General features: G+C 73.4%; 18 protein-coding genes. 6 read left to right on the forward strand and 12 right to left on the reverse strand.

Annotated elements, in window-relative coordinates; all coding sequences use genetic code 11:
- Positions 1–21: 21 nt before the first annotated feature.
- The 6 genes from WME82_RS45120 to WME82_RS45145 all read left to right on the forward strand — a co-directional run bounded on the left by WME82_RS45120 (position 22) and on the right by WME82_RS45145 (position 8223).
- Complete coding sequence (locus tag WME82_RS45120) at positions 22–1221, forward strand: hypothetical protein (RefSeq protein WP_438040360.1); 1200 nt, start codon at positions 22–24, stop codon at positions 1219–1221.
- Positions 1221–3458 (forward strand): DUF2169 family type VI secretion system accessory protein, encoded by a 2238-nt coding sequence (locus tag WME82_RS45125; protein WP_438040361.1) that lies wholly within the window; start codon positions 1221–1223, stop codon positions 3456–3458. Before WME82_RS45120 ends, WME82_RS45125 begins: the two co-directional genes overlap by 1 nt.
- Positions 3455–5194, forward strand: coding sequence for a pentapeptide repeat-containing protein (locus WME82_RS45130; RefSeq protein WP_438040362.1), 1740 nt, complete (start codon positions 3455–3457; stop codon positions 5192–5194). The genes WME82_RS45125 and WME82_RS45130 overlap by 4 nt, the downstream gene beginning before the upstream one ends.
- 19 nt (positions 5195–5213) lie before the next feature.
- The gene (locus WME82_RS45135; protein ID WP_438040363.1) at positions 5214–6173 is read left to right on the forward strand and encodes a S41 family peptidase; all 960 of its coding nucleotides are present in this window, start codon (positions 5214–5216) and stop codon (positions 6171–6173) included.
- A gap of 521 nt (positions 6174–6694) precedes the next feature.
- Positions 6695–7258 (forward strand): hypothetical protein, encoded by a 564-nt coding sequence (locus tag WME82_RS45140; RefSeq protein WP_437742584.1) that lies wholly within the window; start codon positions 6695–6697, stop codon positions 7256–7258.
- Between the two features lie 212 nt (positions 7259–7470).
- The gene (locus tag WME82_RS45145) at positions 7471–8223 is read left to right on the forward strand and encodes a hypothetical protein (protein ID WP_438040364.1); all 753 of its coding nucleotides are present in this window, start codon (positions 7471–7473) and stop codon (positions 8221–8223) included.
- Between the two features lie 99 nt (positions 8224–8322).
- On the opposite strand, the gene WME82_RS45150 is transcribed toward WME82_RS45145, so the two are convergent.
- The 12 genes from WME82_RS45150 to WME82_RS45205 all read right to left on the reverse strand — a co-directional run bounded on the left by WME82_RS45150 (position 8323) and on the right by WME82_RS45205 (position 21804).
- Positions 8323–9447: a hypothetical protein gene (locus tag WME82_RS45150; protein ID WP_438040365.1), complete on the reverse strand. Its 1125-nt coding sequence runs from the start codon at positions 9445–9447 to the stop codon at positions 8323–8325.
- 15 nt (positions 9448–9462) lie between these two features.
- Positions 9463–10014, reverse strand: a complete 552-nt coding sequence (locus WME82_RS45155) for a DUF3540 domain-containing protein (protein WP_437742587.1) — start codon at positions 10012–10014, stop codon at positions 9463–9465.
- 27 nt (positions 10015–10041) lie between these two features.
- Positions 10042–11802, reverse strand: a complete 1761-nt coding sequence (locus WME82_RS45160; RefSeq protein WP_438040366.1) for a DUF2169 family type VI secretion system accessory protein — start codon at positions 11800–11802, stop codon at positions 10042–10044.
- 30 nt (positions 11803–11832) lie between these two features.
- On the reverse strand, positions 11833–12891 hold the full coding sequence (locus tag WME82_RS45165; RefSeq protein WP_437742589.1) for an FHA domain-containing protein: 1059 nt from the start codon (positions 12889–12891) through the stop codon (positions 11833–11835).
- Positions 12892–13119: 228 nt separating this feature from the next.
- Complete coding sequence (gene lepB, locus WME82_RS45170; protein ID WP_438040367.1) at positions 13120–13758, reverse strand: signal peptidase I; 639 nt, start codon at positions 13756–13758, stop codon at positions 13120–13122.
- A gap of 72 nt (positions 13759–13830) precedes the next feature.
- Positions 13831–14658: a trypsin-like serine peptidase gene (locus tag WME82_RS45175; protein WP_437854581.1), complete on the reverse strand. Its 828-nt coding sequence runs from the start codon at positions 14656–14658 to the stop codon at positions 13831–13833.
- 313 nt (positions 14659–14971) lie between these two features.
- Positions 14972–15508, reverse strand: a complete 537-nt coding sequence (locus WME82_RS45180; protein WP_438040368.1) for a hypothetical protein — start codon at positions 15506–15508, stop codon at positions 14972–14974.
- A 232-nt stretch (positions 15509–15740) separates the two neighbouring features.
- Positions 15741–16904, reverse strand: coding sequence for a glutamate 5-kinase (proB, locus tag WME82_RS45185; protein WP_438040369.1), 1164 nt, complete (start codon positions 16902–16904; stop codon positions 15741–15743).
- Entirely contained in the window at positions 16897–17550 is a 654-nt protein-coding gene (locus WME82_RS45190; protein ID WP_438040370.1) for a hypothetical protein, read from the reverse strand. The genes proB and WME82_RS45190 overlap by 8 nt, the downstream gene beginning before the upstream one ends.
- A gap of 30 nt (positions 17551–17580) precedes the next feature.
- Positions 17581–18579, reverse strand: a complete 999-nt coding sequence (locus tag WME82_RS45195; RefSeq protein ID WP_438040371.1) for an ABC transporter ATP-binding protein — start codon at positions 18577–18579, stop codon at positions 17581–17583.
- A 4-nt stretch (positions 18580–18583) separates the two neighbouring features.
- Complete coding sequence (gene sppA, locus WME82_RS45200) at positions 18584–21310, reverse strand: signal peptide peptidase SppA (protein ID WP_438040372.1); 2727 nt, start codon at positions 21308–21310, stop codon at positions 18584–18586.
- Entirely contained in the window at positions 21307–21804 is a 498-nt protein-coding gene (locus WME82_RS45205; RefSeq protein WP_012240946.1) for a DUF2505 domain-containing protein, read from the reverse strand. Before WME82_RS45205 ends, sppA begins: the two co-directional genes overlap by 4 nt.
- Positions 21805–22245 lie beyond the last annotated feature (441 nt).

Consider the following 22245-nt stretch of genomic DNA (forward strand, 5'->3'; position numbering starts at 1 on the left):
GTACCCGACGCGGAGGCACGCATGGGTACGCGCGAGGGTGAGGGTATCAACGGGAAATACCTCCTCATCGAGGTCCCGAATTTCAACGACGCGGCGTCCGACGCCGAGGCGATGGGCTCGTATCTGCGCCTCGGCGCGGTCAAGGACCCGAGCCTCGCCGGAAGCCCGGGCGCGCCGAGGGCGACCGGCGAGGACCTCGCCGCCCGGGTCACCTCGTTCATCGACGACACCCGGAAGCGCGACGGCTGCCCCGATTTCCTCCCCGAGGCCGAGCGGCAGGCCGAGACCGCAAAGCTCCACACCAAGGGCGGCTGGCGCGACCACTCCGACGGCAACCGCATCACCACCACGCGCGGCGACAAGGTCGAGGTCATCAAGGGCAATTACCGCATGCTCGTCCTCGGTCGGCAGGAGGACACCGCCGGCTGGGACGTCTCCGGCGGCCATATCCAGGACGCCACCGATCTCTGGACCGCCGCCACCACCATCGAATGGGTCCAGAACTACAACGGCACCTGGAAGGTCACCGAGAAGACCGAGAAGGGCGACGTCGACACCACCTATCACGGCGACACGTTCGATCGCTTTTATGGCAACAAGCAAACGAGCATCACCGGCTCCGAGGCCCCCACGGCCGAGCGGCCGAACCCCACGTGCCTGAGCTCCACCTGGGCGCAGCGGATCGAGTCGTACACCGGCTCGGCGGCCTGCCCTGTGCCGCTGATCTCCGACGAGACCTGGGCCGATCAGATCGCCAGCAAGACGACGGCGACCGCGATCAGCGACGAGACCACCGCGCAGACCATCTCCAGCACCACGAGCGCCACGTCGATCAGCGACGAGACCGCCGCCAGCACCGTGTCCAGCACGACGACCGCCTCGCTCGTGTCGGATACCACCATCGGCGAGGTCCAGTCGGTGACCCTCGGCAATACGAGCGACGTCACCATCGGCAATGCGGCGTCGATCACCGTCGGCGCCACCGAGGAGGTCACGATCGGCGGGCTGGTCGAGCTGACGATCGCGGCCATGCTCGAGGTCTCGCTCACGGCGGGGGTCTCGATCAACATGGGCCCCAAGGCCGAGCTCAACCTGACCAACCGGCAGGAGCTCTCCCAGTTCCGCACCAACGTGAAGAACATCTGCGCGAGCGTCTCGTCGGCCGAGTCGGTGAGCACCGGGGCGTACAGCGTGATGTCCGGCGTCATCAACCTGTTCTGATGCAGACCCGGAACCTCACGCCCTTCCCCTTCGGCGCCAAGGTCTGCTCGCGCAGGCCGCCGCAGCCCGAGGTCGTCCTCGTCGTCCGCGGCCGGTTCTCGCTCCGCCTGGGCGAGCCGCTCGCGCCGCTGGAAGGGCAGCTCGCGCAGGGGGCGCTGACCGCCGAGACCTTCGAGGGAGGCGACGGCGAGCGCGACGGCGAGCGCACGTACCCCGGCGATTTCGCCGACTGGAAGCCGGCCGCGGATCTCCTGCTCCGCGGCGCCTGCCACCCGCCCCCCGGCGAGCCGCAGCGCGAGCACCCCGTGGGGTTCGCGGTCGGGAGCTGGTCGAAATCGCTGCTCGTTCCGGCGCCGCGCGAGGGCCGCCAGGTGCCCGCGCCCTTCGGGCCGATCCACCCGGACTCGCCCGAGCACCGCCGGATGCTCGGCAAGGAGTACGGCCCCTCGTACCGGAAGGCTCGCGCCCCCTGGTACGCCGAGGATTTCGACTGGGCCTATTTCCAGGCCGCCCCGCCGGATCAGCGCCTCGCCGGCCACCTGCGCGGCGACGAGGAGGTCACGCTGCTGAACCTCCACCCCGCCGCGCAGACCGCCTCCTTCCGCCTGCCGGGCCTCCGGATCCGCGCGGTCGTCGAGGACGCCCAGGGCCGCGTGCAGGACGCCCGCATGAGCCTCGACACCCTCTTCGTCGAGCCGGACGCGGGCCTCGTGACGCTGACCTGGCGCGGCCACGCCGAGGTGGCCGAGGACGATCTCGCCGACGTGCGCGCCGTCGTCATCGCCGCCGAGCCGCTCTCGGCTGCGCCGCTGCCGCTCGACGATTACCGGGAGAAGCTCGCCCAGCTCGCCCGCGATCCGCGCGGCCTCGAGGACCTCCCGCCGGAGGTGCGCGACGCCTACGACCTCGTCCGCGACGGCGCGCCGCGGCCGCCGCGCGCCGCCGCGGACGAGGCGGATCCGGTGTCGAAGCTCCTCGCCGAGCGGCTCGGCGGCCTCCACGCGCCGGAGCAGGACCGCGTGCGGCAGCTCGTCGCGAAGCTCCGGGCCCTGCGCACCCCCGAGGGCGTCGACCTCGAGCGCACCGTCGCCCAGGCGCTCGCGCGGCTCCCGGCGCAGCGGCAGGCCGCGTACCTCCCGGCCGCGCCCGCGGGCACGCCGCGCGTCCCCATGGGCGGCGCGCTCGACGCGCTCGTCGCGCGCGTCGAGAAGCTCCGGCGGGACGCGGCCGCGCGCGGGACGGCGCTCGAGGGCGTCGAGCGCCTCGACGCGCTGCTCCGCGATGCCCGCCTCCGCGAGATCGTCCCCGGCTACCGGCTCCCCGGCGAGGCCGCGGCGCCGCCGCCCGAGCCCGGCCCCGGCGCCGACCTCTCGGGGCGTGATCTCTCCGGGCAGGATCTCTCGGGCCGGGACCTCTCCGGGGCGAAGCTCTCCGGCGCGCTCCTCTCGGGCGCGAACCTCGCGGGGGCGAACCTCTCGAACGCGGATCTCTCGCGGTCCGTGCTGTTCGAGGCGAACCTCGAGGGCGCCGCGCTCCCGGGCGCCGATCTCTCCCAGGCGAACCTCACCGGCGCGCGCGCCGCGGGCGCCGATCTGCGCGGCGCGACGCTCGATCAGGCCATCTTCACCCGCGCCGATCTCGCCCGCGCCCGCCTGGCGAGGGCGCGGGGGCGCGGCGCGCTGCTCGACGAGGCCGACCTGCGCGAGATCGACGGGGAGGAGCTCCACCTCGACGGCGCCGTCCTCCGGGGGGCGAAGCTCGATCGGGCCTCCTTGCGGGGCGCGTCGCTCGTCGGGTGCATGTGCGCCGGATCCTCCGCGACGGACGCGGATCTCACGGGCGCGTCCCTGCCGCGCACGAGCTTCACCGACGCCGATCTCCAGCGCGCCACGCTCGTGGAAGCGCGCGGCGAGGGCGCGGCGCTGCTCCGGGCGAAGCTCGACGGCGCCGATCTCCGGTATGCGTCCCTCCCGCGGGCGCACCTCTCCTGGGCCTCGGCCCGGGGCGCGCGCTTCGCGTGCGCGGTCCTGCGCGGGAGCCGCTTCTACCGCGCCTCGCTGGAGCGCGCCGACCTCGCGCAGGCCGACCTCTTCGGCGCCGACCTGTGCAAGGCGCGCCTCGACGGCGCCTCCTTCGCCGGGGCCAGCCTGTACGGCGCCCGCCTCGAGGGCGCGAGCGCCGCCGGCTGCGATTTCAAGGGGGCGAACCTGCGGCGCTCGAGCCTGGAGGGCGCGTGAAGAGCGTCGAGGAGCTCCTCGACCGCATCCGCTCCGGCGCGCCGCTCCACGGCGCCCGCCTCGACGGCCTCGACCTCTCGGGCCGGGATCTCACGAACCTCGATCTCTCCCGCGTCAAGTTCCTCCGCGCCAGCCTGCGCGGCGCGCGGCTCGCGGGCAGCGCGCTCTCGGGCGCGCACTTCGTCGAGTGCGACCTGCGCGACGCGGACCTCGCGGGCTGCGCGCTGGACGGCGCGCTCGTGCTCGGCTCGAACCTCGAGGGCGCGCGCCTCGCCGGCGCGACGCTCACCCGCGCGAAGCTCTCGTACCAGCGCCTCGCCCGCGCCGATCTCTCCGGCGCGACGATCGTCGAGGTCGAGGCGGTGGGCTCGGACTGGTCTGGCGCCCGGCTCGTCGGCGCGACCCTCTCGGGCTCGCGCCTCGACCTCGCGAACCTCGAGGGCGCGGATCTCACGGAGGCCCGCGTCGCGCGCGCCTCGTTCACCCGCGCGAACCTCCGCCGCGCGCGCCTCGCCCGCGCCCGCGTCGAGGCCGGCGCCTTCGTGGGGGCCGATCTCGGCGGCGCGGACCTCGACGGCGCGGAGCTCGACCGCGCGGTCTTCGTCAAGGCGGACCTGCGCGGCGCCCGCTTCCCGAAGCGCATGCACGGCGTGGTCCTCGACGAGGCAAAGCTCGGCCGGCCCGAGCTCGCGGGCAAGGACCTCGCCGGGACCGACCTCACGGGCGCGGATCTCTCCGGCCTCGACCTCGCGGGCGCGGATCTCTCCCTCTGCTCGCTGCGCGGCGCCGATCTGCGCGGCGCGAGCCTGCGCGGCGCCCGCCTCGAGCGCTCGATCCTCTCGGACTGCGATCTCACCGGCGCGGACCTCCGGGGCGCGAGCCTCCTCGGCTGCGACCTCTCGCGCTCGATCCTCCGCGGCGTGGACCTCTCGGGCCGCGATCTCGAGTCGGTGATCCTCATCGAGGCCGATCTCGAGGGCGCCGATCTCACGGCCGCGCGCCTCGTCCGCTGCATCCTCGACAGGGCGCGGCTCTCCCGCGCGAACCTGACGCGCGCGGTGCTCCAGCAGGCGCTCCTCCGCGGGGCCGCGCTGGAGGGCGCCGTGCTCGGCAAGACGATCTTCGATCGCGTCGATTTCACCGGCGTGGATCTGCGCGCCGTCTCGTTCGCCGGCCTCACGGTGCACCGCTGCGCCTTCATGGAGGCGAACCTCGAGCGGATGAGCCTCCGCGACTGCGATTTCATGGGCAGCGATTTCTCGAAGGCGAACCTGCGCGGCGCCGATCTCGAGGGATCCATCCTGACGCAGGCCAGGCTCCGCGAGGCCGCGCTGGACGGGGCGAGCCTGCCGAACGTCGTGGCGAAGGCCGCCTATTTCGGCGGCGCCTCGCTGCGCGGGGCGAAGCTCTCGCGGGCGATGCTCCGGTACGCCACGTTCACCCGGGCGGACCTCGACGGCGCGAACCTCGCCGCCGCGGATCTTCGGGACGCGATGCTCGATCATGCCGACGCCCGCGGCGCGCTCTTCCTCTCGGCGCGCCTCGAGCGCGCGAACCTGTCGCACGCGCGGGTCGAGGAAGCCGACTTCAGCGAGGCCGATCTCGGCGGCGCCAACCTGCACGCCCTCCACGACAAGGGCGCGCGCTTCTCCGGCGCGAGGCTGCTCGGCGCGCGCCGGACGGACGTCGACCGGCTGGAGGCGGAGGCGTACACGCCCCCGCGTCCGCCGCGATAAGAGCGGAAGGAGCGGACACGTGCTGCCTGCGAGCAACAACGGCGCCGGGATGAACATCGGGTTTCCGGACGTGTGCCTGACGCCGGTGGGGCCGGTGGTGGTGCCGATTCCGTACCCGAACTTCGCGCTCAACGCGATGGCGGTGAATTTCTCGGTGAAGGTGAAGGTGTCGATGATGAACGCGCTGAACCTCGGCACGACCATCCCGATGACCTTCGGGATGGAGCCCGGGGTGGCGCACCCGCTCTACATGGATTTCGGCGCCTACGTGGCGGGCAATCCCAAGGTGATCATCGAGGGGTTGCCGGCGATCAACCTCACGTGTCCGACGACCGGGAACGCCGGGAACAACGCGGTGGGCGCGGTGCTGGTGCCGAGCGCGGTGAACGTGTTCTACACGTGCGCGGCGGCGCCGGCGGAGGTGCTCGCGGGCGCGGGGAACGTGGAGCACGCGCTGCTGAGCGATGGTGTCGGGGTGATCCGGATCCGGGTGTTCTCGCTGGACGTGCCGGCGCTTGTGTACCGGGCGATGCGGGCGCTCGAGGCGGAGGGGATGCGGGAGCTGGTCATCGATGTACGGGACAACCCTGGAGGAGAGCTGCGGGCGTTCGTCGAGCTCGCGGGGGATTTCCTGCCGGCGGGGAGCGTCGTGGCGACGGTGACCGACGGTGACGGGGACGAGATGGTCTATCGCTCGCGGCAGGAGGAGCCGTATACGGTGCCCGTGACGATCCTGGTGAACCGCGGGACGGCGTCGGCGGCGGAGCTGTTCGCGGGGTGCTTGAAGGCGCACGGGCGGGCGGGGATCGCAGGGGAGAGGACTCACGGCAAAGGCGTGGGGCAGGCGCTCTGCGCGGGCGAGGGGGGCGCGCGGATGGCGGCGGCGGTGCGGGTGACGTTGCCGGGCGGCGCGGAGGTGCAGGGGGTGGGTGTGGACCCGGATCCTGGCGAGACGGCCGCCAGGGGGTGGCCGGGGTGAAGAAAAAGAACAAGAAAAAGAAGCAGAATAGCCCCGGCGGCACCTCGATACCGCTCAACAACGCGACGGCCGGTGGGGGAAATGCTGCCACCAGAACGCTTTCAGTCACCGCGTACCTCCCCACCACGCAGACGGCGATAACCCTGGGAGCCCCCGCGACGGTCCTGGCGACCGTGGGGGCGATGGTTGCAGGCCCGGTTGGCGCGGGCCTGGGCATCCTGGCCGGCGGGGTCGGCGGGGCATTGGTCCGATGGTATCGGGGAGGGGCGGCTTCCCAGCCGCCGCCTCCGCCAGCGCCGGCCCCGCTGCCGCCTCCGCCGGCGCCGCCTCCGCCAGCGCCGGCCCCGCTGCCACCTCCGCCGGCATCGCCGCCGGCGGCGCCGGCCCCGCTGCCACCGCCGCCGACGACGACGACAGTGCCGCTGGTACCGCCGACGACGGCGGCACCGCCGCCGACAGCGCCGCCGCCGCCGTCGCCGGAAGAGGTCGAGCATCACGCTCTGGTTGGATTGGCCAACTACTTGAAACGTGAGCTCGAGTCGGCGTCGCGATCCGCTGATCCTGCGCTGAGCGCATGGGCCAAGGGCAGGCTCGCCATCCTCAGCACCGCTCCCGACGCCTACTTCTGGGGTACGGGGCAGCAGGCGACTGCCAGGGGAGAGCTAGAGCAGCTGCGAAACCACCTCATGCACCAGCAAAACGCGGCGGACGCGCGCGCGCACGCCGTCGCCCTCCGGCGCGCGCGGTTCGAACCGAATGACTCCGGCACCTGGGAGATGAACCCGGTGCAGTACCTGAACGGCATCACCGAAGGTGATATCCGGGCGTCACCCGAGGGCGATCGGATCCTGAGAGACCTCGGGCGCGGCCAGCTCAACGATCGGCACCATCGCGCCGCCGAGGGCAGGATGTCGCACCAGCACCTCTCGACCGGATCGCGCGGCATAGGGTTCATCTATGTCCAGCAGCCGGACGGAACGGTCACGCCGTACGTGGTGGATCTGGGTGACAAGCTGCCCGACAACACGTACCGGTGGGATCATGGGGGGACAGGCTATGTGCCCCCCCGTCCAGGCGGTCTGTAGGATCCGACAGGTCGGCGCGGCGCTGGTCGTCGCGGGTGGTGGCCGTGACGAACAGGAAGAAGAAGCAGCAGAGCCCCGGGGGTACGTCGAGACCGCGGAACAACGCGACCGGCGGTCGGGGAAAGTCTGGCACCAAGACCCTATCCGTCACCAGAAGCCCGAAGAAACGCACCGGCGACCAGCCTGCCGGGCCCGCAGCACGCCGCCAACGGTTGACGAAGGCGGAGGACGGCACCTGGCGCAGGTCGGCGCTCGCACAGACGTTCGGCTTCTCCGATCCGGAGCCTGGGTACCGGAAACGCAATCAGCAACGCGTGGACTCGGCGCTCGTCGCCCAGTACCACAATGGCACCCCGAGCAATCCTCCGATCGTTCAGCCGTCACCGCCGCCTCCGAATCCGCCACCGCCTCCTCCTCCGACTCCGCAGCCCGGGCGTGTCACGATCCCGCCGGGAAGACCCCAGGGCGTCTTCGACGCGGTCTACCATGGCTCAGCCATCTTCCGGGCGATGGTCGACCGGGTTCTCCAGGACGGCGACGTCGAATACATCATCACCAACGACAACGTGTCTTTCTACGATCGAGCCGGGAATCGGCGCATCATCTCCATCGGCCTCAATCTTCCCGGAGGCGAGCATCGCACCGACTCCGATATCATCTTCGAGATGTGCAATGCATGGGCCGACGCGACGGGCCTGAAGCCCGGCATGAGCAGCTTCGTCGATCCCGAAGCCTACGGGAGGGCGGTCGAGCGCTCGGAGTGGGAGGCGGCGCAGCGCCATTACCAGATCATGAAGGAGATGGAGCAGCTGGATCGCGGCTACGCGCTCTTGAACCGGTTCGCGCCGGGCTTCGAGAGGCCGGACCGCCCCTGGACGGACTTCCAGAACTACTACGATGACCAGAAGAACTCCGGTCACACCGATCACATCATCCAGCACCACCCGAGCTACCCAGGCCCCTGAGGCGGCTGGTGGCCAGGGCGATCGGCGCCCGGGAAGCTACCGAGGAGGAGTTCCTCCCCGTCGACCGTCATCGTCTCCTCGGTCAGCTTCGCCGCGCTCTCACATGACACTGCAGATAGCGCACTTCTGCCCGTGATGGTCGTCTGCCTCCGCGTCGTGCTCGTCCTTCGCCTCGCCGCCGGGGGTCGGCTCGGGCGGCGGCGACTTCGTGACCGAGATCTTCTCGAACACGACGATGCCGTCGATCCAGGGCTCTTGGTCAGGCGGCCTCGTGCCCGCGCCGTCCTTCGTCACGGTGTCGATCTCCTTCCCCTTGCGCTTCCATTTCCGCATCTTCTCTTGCCATCGCTCCGGGAAGTCACGCGCCTTGCAGGCGATGTTCGCCCAGGGGTCGATGATGATCGCCTCGCCCCAGTCGTCGAAGTCGCCCGGATATCCGCCGTTCTCGTCGGCCTCCGGCGGGTTCAGGACGACGAAGGCGTGATCTCCGCTCGCGAAGCCGCCGTTATCCGCGGTGGGCAGCCGCTTGCCGAGGCGCACCATGTCCACCTCCGCGCCGTGGGCTTCCTCTGGATGGGAGAGGAGCCAGATCGTCAACGCGGAGAGCTCGAGGCAATTGCCGACCTTCTCCTGCGCGACCCGCGCTCCAAAGGCCCGCACCTGGTTCATGCTCATGTGCAGCGGCGACGTGCCCGTCTTGGCCCTTGTATACGCCATCTGCCTTGCGTTGACCCAGGCCGCATAAGAGAGCTCTTTCTGACGTGCCTTGTCCCTCGTGTCCTCTCGCTTGTTGATGGACTTGAAGGGCCACCACGTGAGCTCCGCGATGGGCGGAGCGGTCGGTTCGGAGATCGTCTTGCGCGCAGCTTTCATGATGCGCTCTGCCACGTCGAGGAGAGCGCCGCTCCGATCGACCCGGAGGTCGAGCACCTGGAGCTCGAGCCCGGTTTCGCGGCTGTTCGACGAGGCATGGTACGCCTCGAGCGCCGTCTTCTGGGCCAGATCCAGCACGGAGCCTGGCGTGCTCCGGTTCGGCGGCTCGGGCTCGCTCTCTTCGTCCTTCGTCTCGCCGGTTTCCTTCGCATCGGGGGCGTCGGTCCGGGTCTCGGTTTGCGCCTGGATCGATTGTGAATTGCGGAGGGTCGCCGCGCCGCCCTCCGTCTCGGTCGCGGCGTCCGTCCCGAGCTTGTGCCCGCTGTGGCTCAACCGCCTGGCTTTTTTCATGCGCGTCCTCCCTGTTTACCCGAGGTGGATCTCCTTCCCGTTGATCGTCATCGTCTCCTCGGTCAGCACCGTCGCGCTCTTCGCCTTCGTCGTCGCCGACCCGTCCACCACCGTGTGGCTCTCGCGCGCGTGCAGGCTGAACAGGTCCGTCACGCGCTGGACGAGCGACGCCGCCTTCTGCACGAGCGACCCCGCGAACACCCGCACCTTGTCGCCGTGCAGGTCCACCTCCGGACCCCGGAGCTCCACGCCCCGGTCCCCAGAGAGGCGCAGCGCGCCGCCCGCCGCCCGGACGTCGACGTCGCCCTGGAGCTCCAGCGTCACCTTGCCGGTCCCGTGCAGGACGCCGATGACATAGAGGCGCGCGCCCCGGCCGATCACGAGGAGCACGTCGCCCACCGCTGGCGCATAGGGGATCGCCAGCGCCATCGTCGCCTCGGCGCTCTCCCCGTCCGGCAGCTCGACGACCGCCGCCTGTCCGCGGGCTTCCAGCACGTGCGCCGGCCCCAGGTATTCCTCGGCGCGCGCGGACGTGGCGCGCTCCCGAACCACGGCTCCCTCCGACATGGTTGGTCCCTCCATCCTTGTTCCGGCTCAGTCCTTGCGGAAGCGCTTGTACAGGCTGCCGAGGAGGTTGGGCCGCTCTTGCTTCGGCGCGGACGGCGCCGGAGTCGGCGCGCGCGGCTCGGGTGAACGCTCGACCTGCGGATCGCGCTCCGGCGCGGGCAGCGGCTCGGAGGCGCGCGCGGGCGCGGGCGTGGCGACCGGCGCAGGCGCGGCGGCCTGCGTCGGCGCAGGTGCAGGCGCGGCGGCCTGCGTTGGCGCAGGTGCAGGCGTTGCGATCTGCACGGGCGTAGGCCCAGGCGCGACGTCTTGCGCGGGCGACGGTGCCGTCTGCGCAGGCGCAGGCGCGGCCTCCGGCTCGCTCAGATCGACCGTGCCCTCCAGCGGCGACGCGATCGCCGGGACCGCCGCCGCGCCGCCCGCCGCCCACGGCGCGCTCGGGCGCTCGCCGCCCTCCCGCTCGCCGCGCGCCCCGGCAGGCGCGATCGGAAACGGCGCGCTCACCGCGTCGTCCTGGCCCGGGCCTCGGACCCTCACCGGCGGCAGCGGCACGGTGCGCGCCTCGCGCGGCCTCCGCTCGCTCCCCGTCGGCGGTAGCGTGTCATCGAGCGGGAACGTGCCCTCGAGCGGGTGCGCCCCCTCGCGCGCCGGCTCTCGCCCGGCCGCGACGCCCGCGACGCTCACCGGCGCATCCACGACGTCGCCCTCGCCGAGCCGCACCGTGGAGCTCCAGTCCGTCCGCTTCGCGCTCTCCCCCGCAGCCGCGCCCGCCGCGCCCACGGGCGCCTCGCTGAGGTCCGGCCACGGCACGGGCTCGTCCCCGACCTCCACGCCCACCGCGGCGCGCAGCGCCGAGAGCACCTCCTCCGAGGCCACCTGGAAGCTCCCGCGGAAGACCACCGCGCAGCGCTCGGCGTCGGGCTGCACGATCAGCGTGTCGCCCACGAGCGGCAGCCACCGCGCCGCGCCGTTCGGCAGGAGGATCGTGGCGAGCGCCCGCAGCGCTGGCAGGCGCGTCGCCAGCGCCAGGTGGTGCCGGCTCAGGCCCTCCAGCACGATCTCCTCGCCGCCGAGCACCCGATCGAACCGCTGATCCGCCGGCGCGGACTGGAAGTACGACCAGTCGAAATCGTCCGGGATCGACGCGATCCCCTCCAGCTCGGCGCGCGCGAGCCCGCGCAGCAGCCGCGCCCGGCTCGGCACGATCGGCGGGATCGGCCCGAGGCCGACCGGCGCGCGCCCCCCGCCCGGCGGCAGCAGGTTGGGCAGCGCGCCGCCGCCGCCCACGCGCTCGTCGGCGCCGGCCCCGACGCCGAGCGGGTTCTCCGGCTCACCGGGGCCGCCATACGCGCGCTGGTACTCGATCGGCATCTTCACGAACGGCTCGGGCAGCGCCGCCGCCGCGCCGCCCGCCCGATCGCCCACGACCTCGAGGCGCTTGTCCACCAGCGCCGCCCCCGCGCGCAGGATCGCGAGCCGCACCGCCATTCCCCGGACCGGCGCCCCGCCGGGCGCCCACGCGTGCCCGGTGAGCACCACCTCGGCGCGCGCTAGCCAGGGCGCGAGATCGCTCGCCGCGAGCAGCGGCTTCATCGGGTTGCCCCGCGTGTAGACCTCGCTCCGCACCAGCTCCAGCGGCTCGATCCGCCGCGCCTCGCCGCCGGGGACCAGCGCGAAGGTCGCCTTGGCGACGAGGGTCACGTGGAGCTGGCCGCGGCTGCGCCACAGCGTCGCGCCCGCCGCTACCGGGCCGGCGCGGAGGACATCGAGGGCAAGACGCGCGGTGGTCATGGCGAGGGGCGCCGCGCCCGCGGGCCAGCGCTAGTTCGTGTTGAGCTCGACGCGCAGGAGCTTGCGGCCGATGAAGAGGTAGTCGCCGTGGGCGAGCTCGCGCTCGCTCTTGATGCGCACGTAGGTGCCGTTGCGGCTGTTGAGATCGGTCAGCGTGAACTTGCCGTTGTGCTCCTCGAGGCGGCAGTGCGAGCCCGACATGTACAGGTCGACGGGGAAGTTCAGGTCGCCGCCCTCGCGCCCGATCTGCAGCGAGGTGCCGCGCGCGCAGACGGTCATGCCGACCGCGCCGCCCTGGAGCACCTGCGTCAGGCGGAACGGGCTCGGGTGCTTCGGCGAGGAGTAGAAGAAGGTCCCGTCCGGATCCTGGCCGTCGGAGGCGCGCGGCGTCGGATCGAGCCGGAAGAGCTGCTCGCCCGCGAGGAACGTGTCGCCCGGCGTGATGTCGATCGTGCCGCGCACGCGGATGTACACGCCGTTCAGCGAGCCCTCGTCGCGCACCACCAGCTTGCCGTCGCGGTAGAAGAAGTTCGCGTGCTTCGGCGAGACGAACGGATCGTCCGGGAAGACGAGCTGCCCGTTGCGGCCGACGATGTGCTGCTCCGCCTTGAGGTGGAACGAGAGGCCGTCCATGCCCTCGCCGCGGATGAGGATCAGCTTCGCCTTCGCCGGGTTCTGCATGTCCCCGAAGAACAGCGTCTGCGCGTTGAGGATCTCGGGCGGGACCGCCGTTCCGCACCTCCCACAGAACTTGTGGCCCGAGGGGACACCGCTCGAGCAGGAACGGCAGACGTAGTTACGGGCTTGCTCCATCAGCTCCTCCTGGGAGAGTTCGGCGAATTCGCTCTTGGACGAGGTGGTCTTGGGGCCCCGGCCCTGACCGCGCGCGCTCGTCGGGTCGAGCCGGGCGCTCGCGCTGCCGGCCGCGGGCGTGGGGGAGCGCCGGGCCGGCGTGGTCGTCGAGCTCGCCCGGCGCGTCGTGAACAGGGCCAAGTCGTTCGCGCACTCAGAGCAACGCGCGGTGCCCATCGGGCTCCACAGGTCGCACTGGCCACAGACGATGCCAATCTCGTTCTGCTCGGTGTGCAAACGTCTCCTCGGTGCATTGGAGGACCGCGGATCGCGGTTCTCCGACCCGCGCCAGTGGAAGGCCGCCGTGGCGGACCTCCGACCGATGAAGCGAGCCAGGACGGGGAACCCGGGCCGCTGCTCGCGCGGGGTCCCTGACCCGGGTGGAGAGAAACACGGTTCTAGACGTCGATGAGCGGAGGGGTCAAGCTCTGAGGTGACGCCGGTGGGGGCGACGGCCGGCCCTGCTCAGCGCACGAAGGTGAAGCGGCGCCGGTCGTCGCCCCAGCCGGCGCCGCCCCAGAGCCGGAAGACGATCCGCTGGTTGCACGCGGCGCGCGGCTGCAGGCCGAAGTCGCGCGAGTCGTCGTGGTAGCTCCGGTTGTCGCTCAGCAGGAAGACCGTGTCGGGCCGCACCTCGACGTGGTAGCGGCGCTCGAGCGGGGGCCTGCGCCCCGTCGCCCGGGGGTGGAGGCCGGGGCCCATCATCACCATGTCGCACGAGAGCTGCACCGGGTTGCCCGTGGCCGGGTCGGTGATGCTCACCTTGGGCTCGGCGCACGCCGTCTCGGCGTCGTAGCGCTGCCCGTTCACGAGGAGGACGTTGTGGTCGACGTCGACCGTGTCGCCCGGCAAGCCCGCGATCCGGCCGACGATGTGGCTGCCGGGGGCCTCGGGATCCGGGCACCGCACCAGCTCGCCGAAGCCGGGCGTGCCCCGCGTCAGCACGACGACCGCGTCGCCCGGGGCGAGGCTCGGCGCGAGCGCGGCGCCGAGCATCGGGTCGTTCGGCACCACCCAGACGTCGAGGACGAGCGCGCGGAGCACGACGCCGAGCAACAGCAGGGTCCCCACGATCCAGAGCAGCCCGTTGAACAGCTTCCGCATGCAGCAGCGCAGCCTAGCGCAGCTCCGGTCGCGGGCGGCGGGCAAGCACCGCGCGAAGGCGCCGCGGCGCCGTCAACGCAGGCACCCCCTGTACGGCGGCAGCTCGCTCGGGCTCGCGCCCGCCGCGATCTCGCGGGCGGCGGAGAAGAGCTCGGGCCACACGTCGAGGCGGCTGAAATACGAGGTCCCGGTGGTGTGCTCGTCACCGTCCATCACGCTCGACGAGATGACGCCGACGACGTCGCCCCCCCGATCGCTGCGCGCCGGCCCGCCCGAGTCGCCGGGGCAGATCGAGGCGATCGCGACGAAGTGCCCCGGGCTCACGGCGTCGATCGCGCCGCCCGGCCGCGGCGCGAGGTGGATCGGGTCGCGCGAGAGCGCGCAGCGGCCGAAGCCATAGGGCGTCACCTGCTCCCTGGAGACCGGCTCGGCCTCGATCCGCGGCGGGAGCGTCGGGATCCCGACGAGGCGCCGCGACAGCACGAGGATGGCGATGTCGCCCTCGCCCGACGTGTACCCGCAGTCCGGCGACACCACCGCGCGGACCTTCACGTCGCCCCACGGCAGGTGGTCGCCCCCGAGCTCGATCGAGATCACCTCGGGATCCTGATCGCGGCGCAGCGTCCTGCCGTTGTCGTCCCGCGCCGCGACGCAGTGGTGCGCGGTGAGCACCAGGTCCTCGGTGATGAGCGTCCCCGTGCACGTCACGTCGGTGACGATCCGGACGATCGCGTCCTCGTTCGTCGCCAGCTCGAACGGCGGCCGGAGCTCGAACGGGCGCTGCTCCATGCCCGGCTTCGCCGCGGGGATCGGCAGCCCCGCGTTGGTGATCGGCCGCGCACAGCCCGCGGCGACGGTGAGGGCGAGCGCGGCCGCCACGGCGGCGCCGCGTCGGTACAACCCTGTCCATGCGGTCGCCAGGGCGCCCAGCGTGCGAGCTTGCGGCTGTTCCACCTGAGGGAGACCCTCCCAAGCGCAACCGGTTGTTCTCTCGGACAGCGCCCCCGGTACGAACGCGCCGAGCAATGCCAAAGACTACGACATAAGGCGGTGACCGTCATTCGACAACGACAGGGTTTCCAAGCTTGGATACGGCCTCGACGATCGCAGATCACGTTGCGCGTCTCGCCGTCTCGCCGCCTCGTTTGTAGTTGCTCTGTACATTTACGCCTGCGCTTATGTTCGCGCGTGCGTCGATGTTCCCCGCGCCGCGCTAGCGCACCGCGACGAGGCGCACCTGGCTCGCGCTGCGCGCGTAGGCGTCGAGCGCGGCGCGGGCGGCTGCCGCGTCGACCTGCGGATCCTCGACGCCCGCGGCGGCGAGCTGCTCGAGGAAGGCGCGCTGGTGCTCGGACTTCGCCGCGAGCCACGCGGGGCAGGCGCCGGCCGCGCAGGCCGCCGACGCCTGCTCGGACGCGGCGAGGGCGTCCTGGACGCGGCCTCGGCGGAGGAGCGCCCGCGCCGAGAGGAGCGCCGCCTCCGGGAGCGCGCGCACCTCGCCGGGCGCCGCGTCGAGGGCCGAGGAGGCGAGTCCTGGCTGATCGCGCTCCAGGTAGGCCGCGGCGAGCGCGGTGACGCTGGCCGGCGTCCTGCCCTCGGCGTAGCGGGCCTCGAGCGCCGCGAGCTCGTCGGCCCCCGCCGCGGCGCGCGACGGCAGGAGCTGCGACGCCCGGACGCTCGGCCCGAGCCCGATCGTCCAGACGACCCCCGCGAGAACCAAGCCGTTCGCGACGAACAACCCGAAGCGCATCACACGACCTCCAGGAACCGGCAGGGACCCCCGGCCGTCGGCGGCGGCCGGCGGTGACGGGCAGTCGCGCGCGGTAACATGCGGTAAACCCAAGCGACAGCGGGGCGGCGCGAAGGTTCCCGCGAAGCGCGAGCGGCGCGCAATCAGGGGTTGGCCCGATGGTTGGCCCAGAGGTTGGGCCGATGATCGGCCGGGTGGTCGGCGCACCTACAGGGCGGCCGGGGCCGCGGGGCTACTCGCTCGGGAGCACCACCAGGTCGTCGCGGTGGACGACGACGTCGTCATCGCCGGCCTCCTCGCGCTTCTTCCGCGCGGTGCGCGCGGCGTCGCTCGCCGACATCCGCGCGAGCCCGCGCGCGATCTCGGCGCCGTCCGGGTCGACGACGGCCACGGCGTCGCCGGGGAGGAAGGTGCCGCGCACGCCGAGGACGCCGACGGCGAGGATGCTCCGGTTCTTCGAGCCGATCGCCTCGGCGGCGCCCCGGTCGACGAGGATGGCGCCGCGCGGGCGCAGCGTGTACGCGATCCAGTGCTTGCGCGCGCTGAGCCGCTGCGGGACGGCGGCGAAGAGGGTGCCGACGTCCTCGCCCGAGACGATGCGCGTGATGATGCCCGCCTCGCGGGCGGCGCCGATGACCACGTGCGAGCCCGCGAGCGTGGCGCGCCGGGCGGCCTCCACCTTGCTGGCCATGCCGCCGGTGCCGACGCCGGAGGTCGACGCGCCCGCGAGGTGCCGCGCCTCGCGGGCGACGCTGCGCACGAACGGCACCCGGCGCCCGTCGCCGTCGAGCAGGCCCTCGACGTCCGAGAGCAGGATGAGGAGATCGGCCTCGCAGAGCGGGGTCACCATCGCCGCGAGCTGGTCGTTGTCGCCGAACTTGATCTCCTCGACCGCGACGGCGTCGTTCTCGTTGATGATCGGGATCGCGCCCGCCTCGAGCAGCGCGGCCAGGGCGTTCCTCGCGTTGTTGGTGCGGGTGCGGTCCGCGAGGTCGGCGTGCGTGAGGAGCACCTGCGCGACGAGCAGGCCGACCTTGCCGAAGGCCTCCTCGTAGCGCTGCATCAGCACGCTCTGGCCGGCGGCGGCGGCGGCCTGGAGCCAGGCCATGTCCTTCGGGCGCGACTTCAGCCCGAGCTTCGCCACGCCGAGGGCGATGGCGCCGCTCGACACGATGACGAGGCTCCGGCCGGAGCGGCCGCGGAGCGCGGCCACCTCGGCGGCGAGCCGGTCCCAGGCGTCGCCGGAGAGGCTCTTCGAGCCGATCTTGACGATGATGCGGCGGCAGCGCCGGAGCGCGGCGCGCGCGGCCTGCGGATCGAGCTCCGGCGCTGCGTCGGCCGCGGGGCGGCCCGCGGCGCCGCCCTTCGTGGCGGTGCGGTCCTCGGTGTCAGTCATGGGGGATGCCGGCGGCGGCGATCTCGTCGAACGCCGCGTCGAGGCGGCGCTCGATGTACTCCGGGACCGAGGCGCCAGCGAGCAGGAAGGCGTCGATCCAGCGCGTGAACTCGTCGCGCAGGTCCTCGGTGCCGCTCGGCAGGACGGTGAAGCTCGCCTGGAGGGAAGGGGACAGCGCGCGGCGCACGGCGCGATCGACGGCCTCGCGGACCCAGCGCGCCTCCTCGGCGTGGACGCGCACGGCGGTGCTCCGGCGGAAGCGCGTGATGTAGCGGTCGAGGAGGTGGCCGAGGGCGTAGACCTCCAGGCCGCGCGCGGCCGCCGCGAGGGCCAGGGCCGGGTTGAGCCGCCGGAGGACCTCCTTCGTGACGAGCTGCGCGGCCTTGCGGAGCGTGGTCTGCTCCGACCCGGGCTCGACGAGGAGCGCGCGCGCGTCGGTGGTGAGGCTGAGGCCGTGGCGGGCGACGGTGTCCTGCACGATGGCCCCGCGGATGCGCAGCAGCATCCGCGCGGGGAGCACCGGGACCGGGATCCACGAGGCGCCCACCGCGAAGGCGGTGAGCACGGCGAGTCGACCTCCGGGAGGCGGGCCGCCCGGGGTGACCTGAGCGGCGGTCGGCTTGTTCGCGGCGGGTTCGGATGACATCGCGCGCACGGTACTACGGCGGGCGGCAGGTCAGAAGAGGGGGGTGAGCTCGACGATCGCGGCGCGGCAGCGCGTCGCGGCGAGGACGACGTCGCGGGTGGTCGCGCCCTCGGGCAGCGCGGCGGCGAAGCGCACCGGCCCGCCCCGCAGCGCGATCCCCCGGGCGGCGAGCTCCTCGCGGAGGAGCTCCGCGTTGGTGCGGACGGTGACGGCGTAGAGGCGGCTCCCGGCGGCGATCTCCGCGAACGTGCCCGAGAAGGCGAGCTCGCCGCCCGCGAGCACGAGGATGTCGGTGGCGCCGCGGACCAGGGCGCCCCGCGGGCCCTCGACGTCGAGCCGCGCGGCCGTGAGCAGCGCGCCGCGGCCCTCGGTGGCGCCCGCGAGCGCGGCCAGGACGAAGGCGGCCGCGGCGCCGTCGAGGCCGACGAGCGGATCCTCGGCGATCAGCACGGCGGGCGCGGTCACGATCGCCTGGGCGAGGACGAGCGCGCGGCGCTCGGGCAGCGCGAGCGCGCTCAGCGCGCGCTTCCGCGAGGCCGCGAGGCCGACCCGGGCCAGGGCGGGGGCCACCATCTCGGCCGCCGCGCGCGGCGAGGCCCCCGCGAGGCGCGCGCCCCAGCCGACGTAGGCGTCCGCGGTCCACGCGAGCGGCAGCGGCGGATCGAGCGGCGCCGCCCCGCTCGCCGCGCGGTGCGCGGTGCGCGCGACGTCGCGGCCCGCGACCTCGAGGCGCCCGGCGACGACGCGCGCCTCCCCGGGCGCCCCTCCGCTCGCGTCGTCCGCCGCGCCGGCCCGCGTCGGCCTCCGGAGGGACGAGAAAGGGACGCCCGTGAGCGCCGCGAAGAGCGCGCCCGCGTCGCCGGCGCAGAGCACGCGATCGCCGCGCGTCGCAGCGGTGAGCGCGTCGACGGCGACCACGTCGTCCACGGCGATGCGCGCCGCGCGGGCGTGGAGCAGCGGCGGCGCGGCGGGCCCGGCCTGCTCCGCGGGCTCGGCGGTCCTGGGCGACGCGGGCTCGAGCTGCTCCATGGGCTCAGCGTTCCTTCGACGCAGGCGACGCCGGCGGCGCGGATCCTCCGGGCTCGTCTTCCCGGGCCGTGGCGGGGGCGCCGAACGAGATCTCGCCGGCGAACTCGCTGCGCGCGAGCGGCCTGTCCGCGCCGAACACGAAGAACGGCGAGAGGGCGCGCGCGGCGTCGAGCATCACGGGCGGGATGGTCGCCCTCGCCAGCTCGCCCTGGGCCTGCGCCGAGAAGCCGACCAGGCTGAGCGCGTAGCCGAGGAGCGACGTGTCCTCCTCGGGGAGCGACTGGATGGGCGCGTCGTCGGGCAGCTGGCCCAGCCGGCGCGCCTCGGCGATCGCCTGCCGGAGCCCGCCGAGGCGATCGATGAGCCGGCGCTCGAGGGCCTGGGCGCCGGTCCACACCTGCCCGCGCCCGAGCGCGTCGACCTCCTCGGCCTTCATGTGCCGGTTCTCGACGATGCGGGCGACGAACCGATCGTAGAACTGCTTCACCTTGACGCCGAGCTGCTCGCGCTCGTCGTCGGTGTACGGCCTGTAGAGCGACTCGGCGTCGGCGCGGGGCGACGAGCGGAACGTCTCGATGCTGACGCCGAGCTTCTGCAGCAGGCCCGTGACGTCGACCTTCCCGTAGAAGACGCCGATGGATCCGGTGATCGACGAGCGGCTCGCGAAGATCGGGGCGCCGGCGACGGACGCGTAGTAGCCGCCGCTCGCGGCCGACGAGCCCATCGAGACGACGAGCGGCTTCACGCGCGCCGTGAGGATCGCCTCGCGCAGGATGACGTCCGCCGCGAGCGTCGAGCCGCCGCCGGTCTCGACCCGGAGCACGACGGCGCGGACGCTCTGGTCCTCGCGCGCGCGGCGCAGCGCGCCCGCGACGGTGTACGAGCCGGCGAGCTTGACGCCGACGAACGGGATCGACCGGCTCTCGCCGTCGATCATGTCGCCGTCGAGGTAGACGAGCGCGACCTTGGGCGAGCGGCCCCAGCGCTCGGGCGCCTCGTCGCCCGGGTCGTCGTCGACGACGCGGGAGGCGCGCCCCATCACCTCGTCGACGACGCGGCCGAGCTCGTCGTCGTAGGCGAGCTGATCGACGAGGCCGCTCTGCCGCGCCTCCTGGGCGAGGAACGGCCCGCGCGCGATCCGCCGCTCGAGCTCCGGGACGGGGATGCGGCGCCCGGCGCTCACCTCGGCGAGGAAGGCGCCGCTCAGCTGATCGAGCAGCGCCTGGTGGTCGTCCTTGCCGACCCGGGTGCTGGTCTCGCGCGCGAACTGCTCGGCGGCGAGCTTGTGGGCGCCGATGCGGACGATGTCGGCCTGCACGCCGAGCTTCTTCAGGAGGCCGCCGAAGTAGAAGTAGCTCGACGACATGCCGGCGAAGCGCAGCCCGCCCGCGGGGTTCATGGCGATGGCGTCGGCGCTCGAGCACACGTGGAGCGAGCGCCCGCCGGCGTCCTCGAGGTGGCAGAGGACCTTCTTGCCGTGGCTCCTCAGGTTGCGGATCGCGTCGGAGACCTCCTCGGCGTGGGCGAGCGAGCTGGCGGGCTCCGCGCGGAGCACGAGCGCGACGCCGGAGACCTCCGGGTCCTCGGCGAGGCGCCAGAGCTGCTGGAGGAGCCGCGTGTGCCTGCGCACGCCCGGGGTCGAGTCGAGGCGCACGCGGACGACGCGGGCCGGCAGCCGGACGCCCGGCTCGGAGAAGCTGCGGAGCGCGACGCCTGTGTAGAAGCCGGTGCCGCTCTTCGTGATGGCGTTGCCGAAGACGCCGCCGGCGGAGACCTGCAGCTCGTCGACGTTGACGTCGAGGCCGGCCATGGCGGCGATCTTCGGGCCGCCGTCGGCCGTGAGGTCGCGCAGCGCCACGTCGCCCCGGAGCGTGCCCACGTAGGGCACGCGCAGGCCGAGGGTCGCCCGGGGCGTCCAGGTGCCGCTCTCGTCGGGGTCGCTGTTCTCGACGTAGGAGGTCTCGAGCCCGATCTCGAGCGCGCGCCTGCCGCCCGCGGGCCGCACGGCGACGCCGAGGTCGTAGCTGCGCTCGATGGCCTCGCGGAGGCGGTTCTCGGGGCGGTTCCAGTCGCGCGCGACGGCCGAGAGCGAGAGCCACGTGGAGGGCCGGAGCGTGACGCCGCTCGTGAGCGAGAAGTACCCGTCGAGCGCCGGCGCGTCGGAGCTGCCCCAGCCGAGCGTCGTGCCGAAGGCGAAGGTGGGGCCGGTGTCGAGGGCGAGCCCCCAGCGGACCCAGCGCGACGGGCTGTCGAACGGCGCCGGCGCGGCGTCGGGCGGGTCGAGGAAGTCGAAGCGCAGGCCGGTCGACACGTACCAGAGCGGCACGCCGAGCGCGATCGAGTGGCCACGCGCGGGCAGCGGCGAGGCGGAGCCCGTGTGGACCCAGGTCCACCGGAGCTCGGTGCCCGGGAGGAAGGAGAGGTTCGCGGGGTTCACCGCGATGGCCGAGGTGTCGTCGCTGCTGGCGACGGGCTTGCCTGGATCCGGGAGCGGCTGCGAGGGGCCGTCGCCCGGCGCGGCGTGCGCGGCGGTCGGGCCGGCGAGCGCGCAGAGGCCCGCGCACAGGCCGAGCAGCGCGGCGGCGACGCTGGCGGGGCGAGCGGCGCTGGCGGGGCGAGCGGCGCTGGCCGAGCGAGCGGCGATGGCGGGGTGCGTGATGCTGGCGAGCCGCCCCGGCCGGGCGGGGCGCGGGGAGCGGGCGGGGCTTTGGGGGCGGGGTAGGTTGTTCATGCGCGGATGAGCTCCCTGAGCGTATCTGCTTCCGCGTCGTACGTCCGCTGGACCTCGGCGAGGGCGAGGCGCTCGACGAGCGGGCCGAGCAGGTGCAGCCGGATCTGGATGTCGCCGTCGACGCGGCGGCGGGTGCGGCCCTGTGGCAGGCGCTCGAGCCGGTACGTCCCCGCCGAGCGGAAGTAGCTGCGCCACTGCTCCTTCGGGCTGACCTGCCACGTGGAGGCGTGGTCCGAGAGGCGGTAGGTCGAGCGCTCCTCCCAGGACATGGCGTCCTTCGCCACGGGGTAGCTCCGGAAGATGGGCAGCGGCGCGCTCGCCTGGAAGCGCAGGACGCGGAGGAGCTCGCCGTCGCGGAGCGCGTGCTCGACGGTCACGACGCTCTCGAGCGAGGCGACCCGCGTGGCGAGCCGAGGCCCGAGGTCCGGCGAGAGCACGGCGAGCTCCACGGCGTCGAGGGGCGCGTCGAGCTCGTGCGAGATGGTGAAGTGCACGCGGCCCTTCTATCACGCGGCGGAGGCCGGTCGCGGGCAGGTCGGAACGGGGCGGATGAGGGCACAACGGTGTGGGGCGCCCGGCGCGATGGCGGCTGCGAGCCGCCTGGCGAGAGGATCGGGCGCGGGAGCGAGCGGGACGGGCGCGGGAGCGAGCGGGACGGGCACGGGAGCGAGCGGGGATGGGTGCGAAGGCGCGTCGGATCGGCGCTGTTTGCTCCAGGGCGGTTTCCACCTTCCGGCCATAGGTGGCCGCGAATTCCACATACCTTGCGTCGGCAACCAGGCGCACCTCGGCGCCAGGACTCGACCTCAGCGCCATCGTGACCAACACCGACCTGCGGGCCGGCCTCACGCACGGCGTGCAGCGGCCGAGCGCGCGTGGGGCCGCGCCGCGATCGAGCGCGTGGCCGGCGCGCGCGTGGAGCGTGCCGTGACGTC

Source organism: Sorangium sp. So ce128 (genome assembly GCF_051525245.1).
GTDB classification, from domain to species: Bacteria; Myxococcota_A; Polyangia; order Polyangiales; family Polyangiaceae; genus Sorangium; species Sorangium cellulosum_B.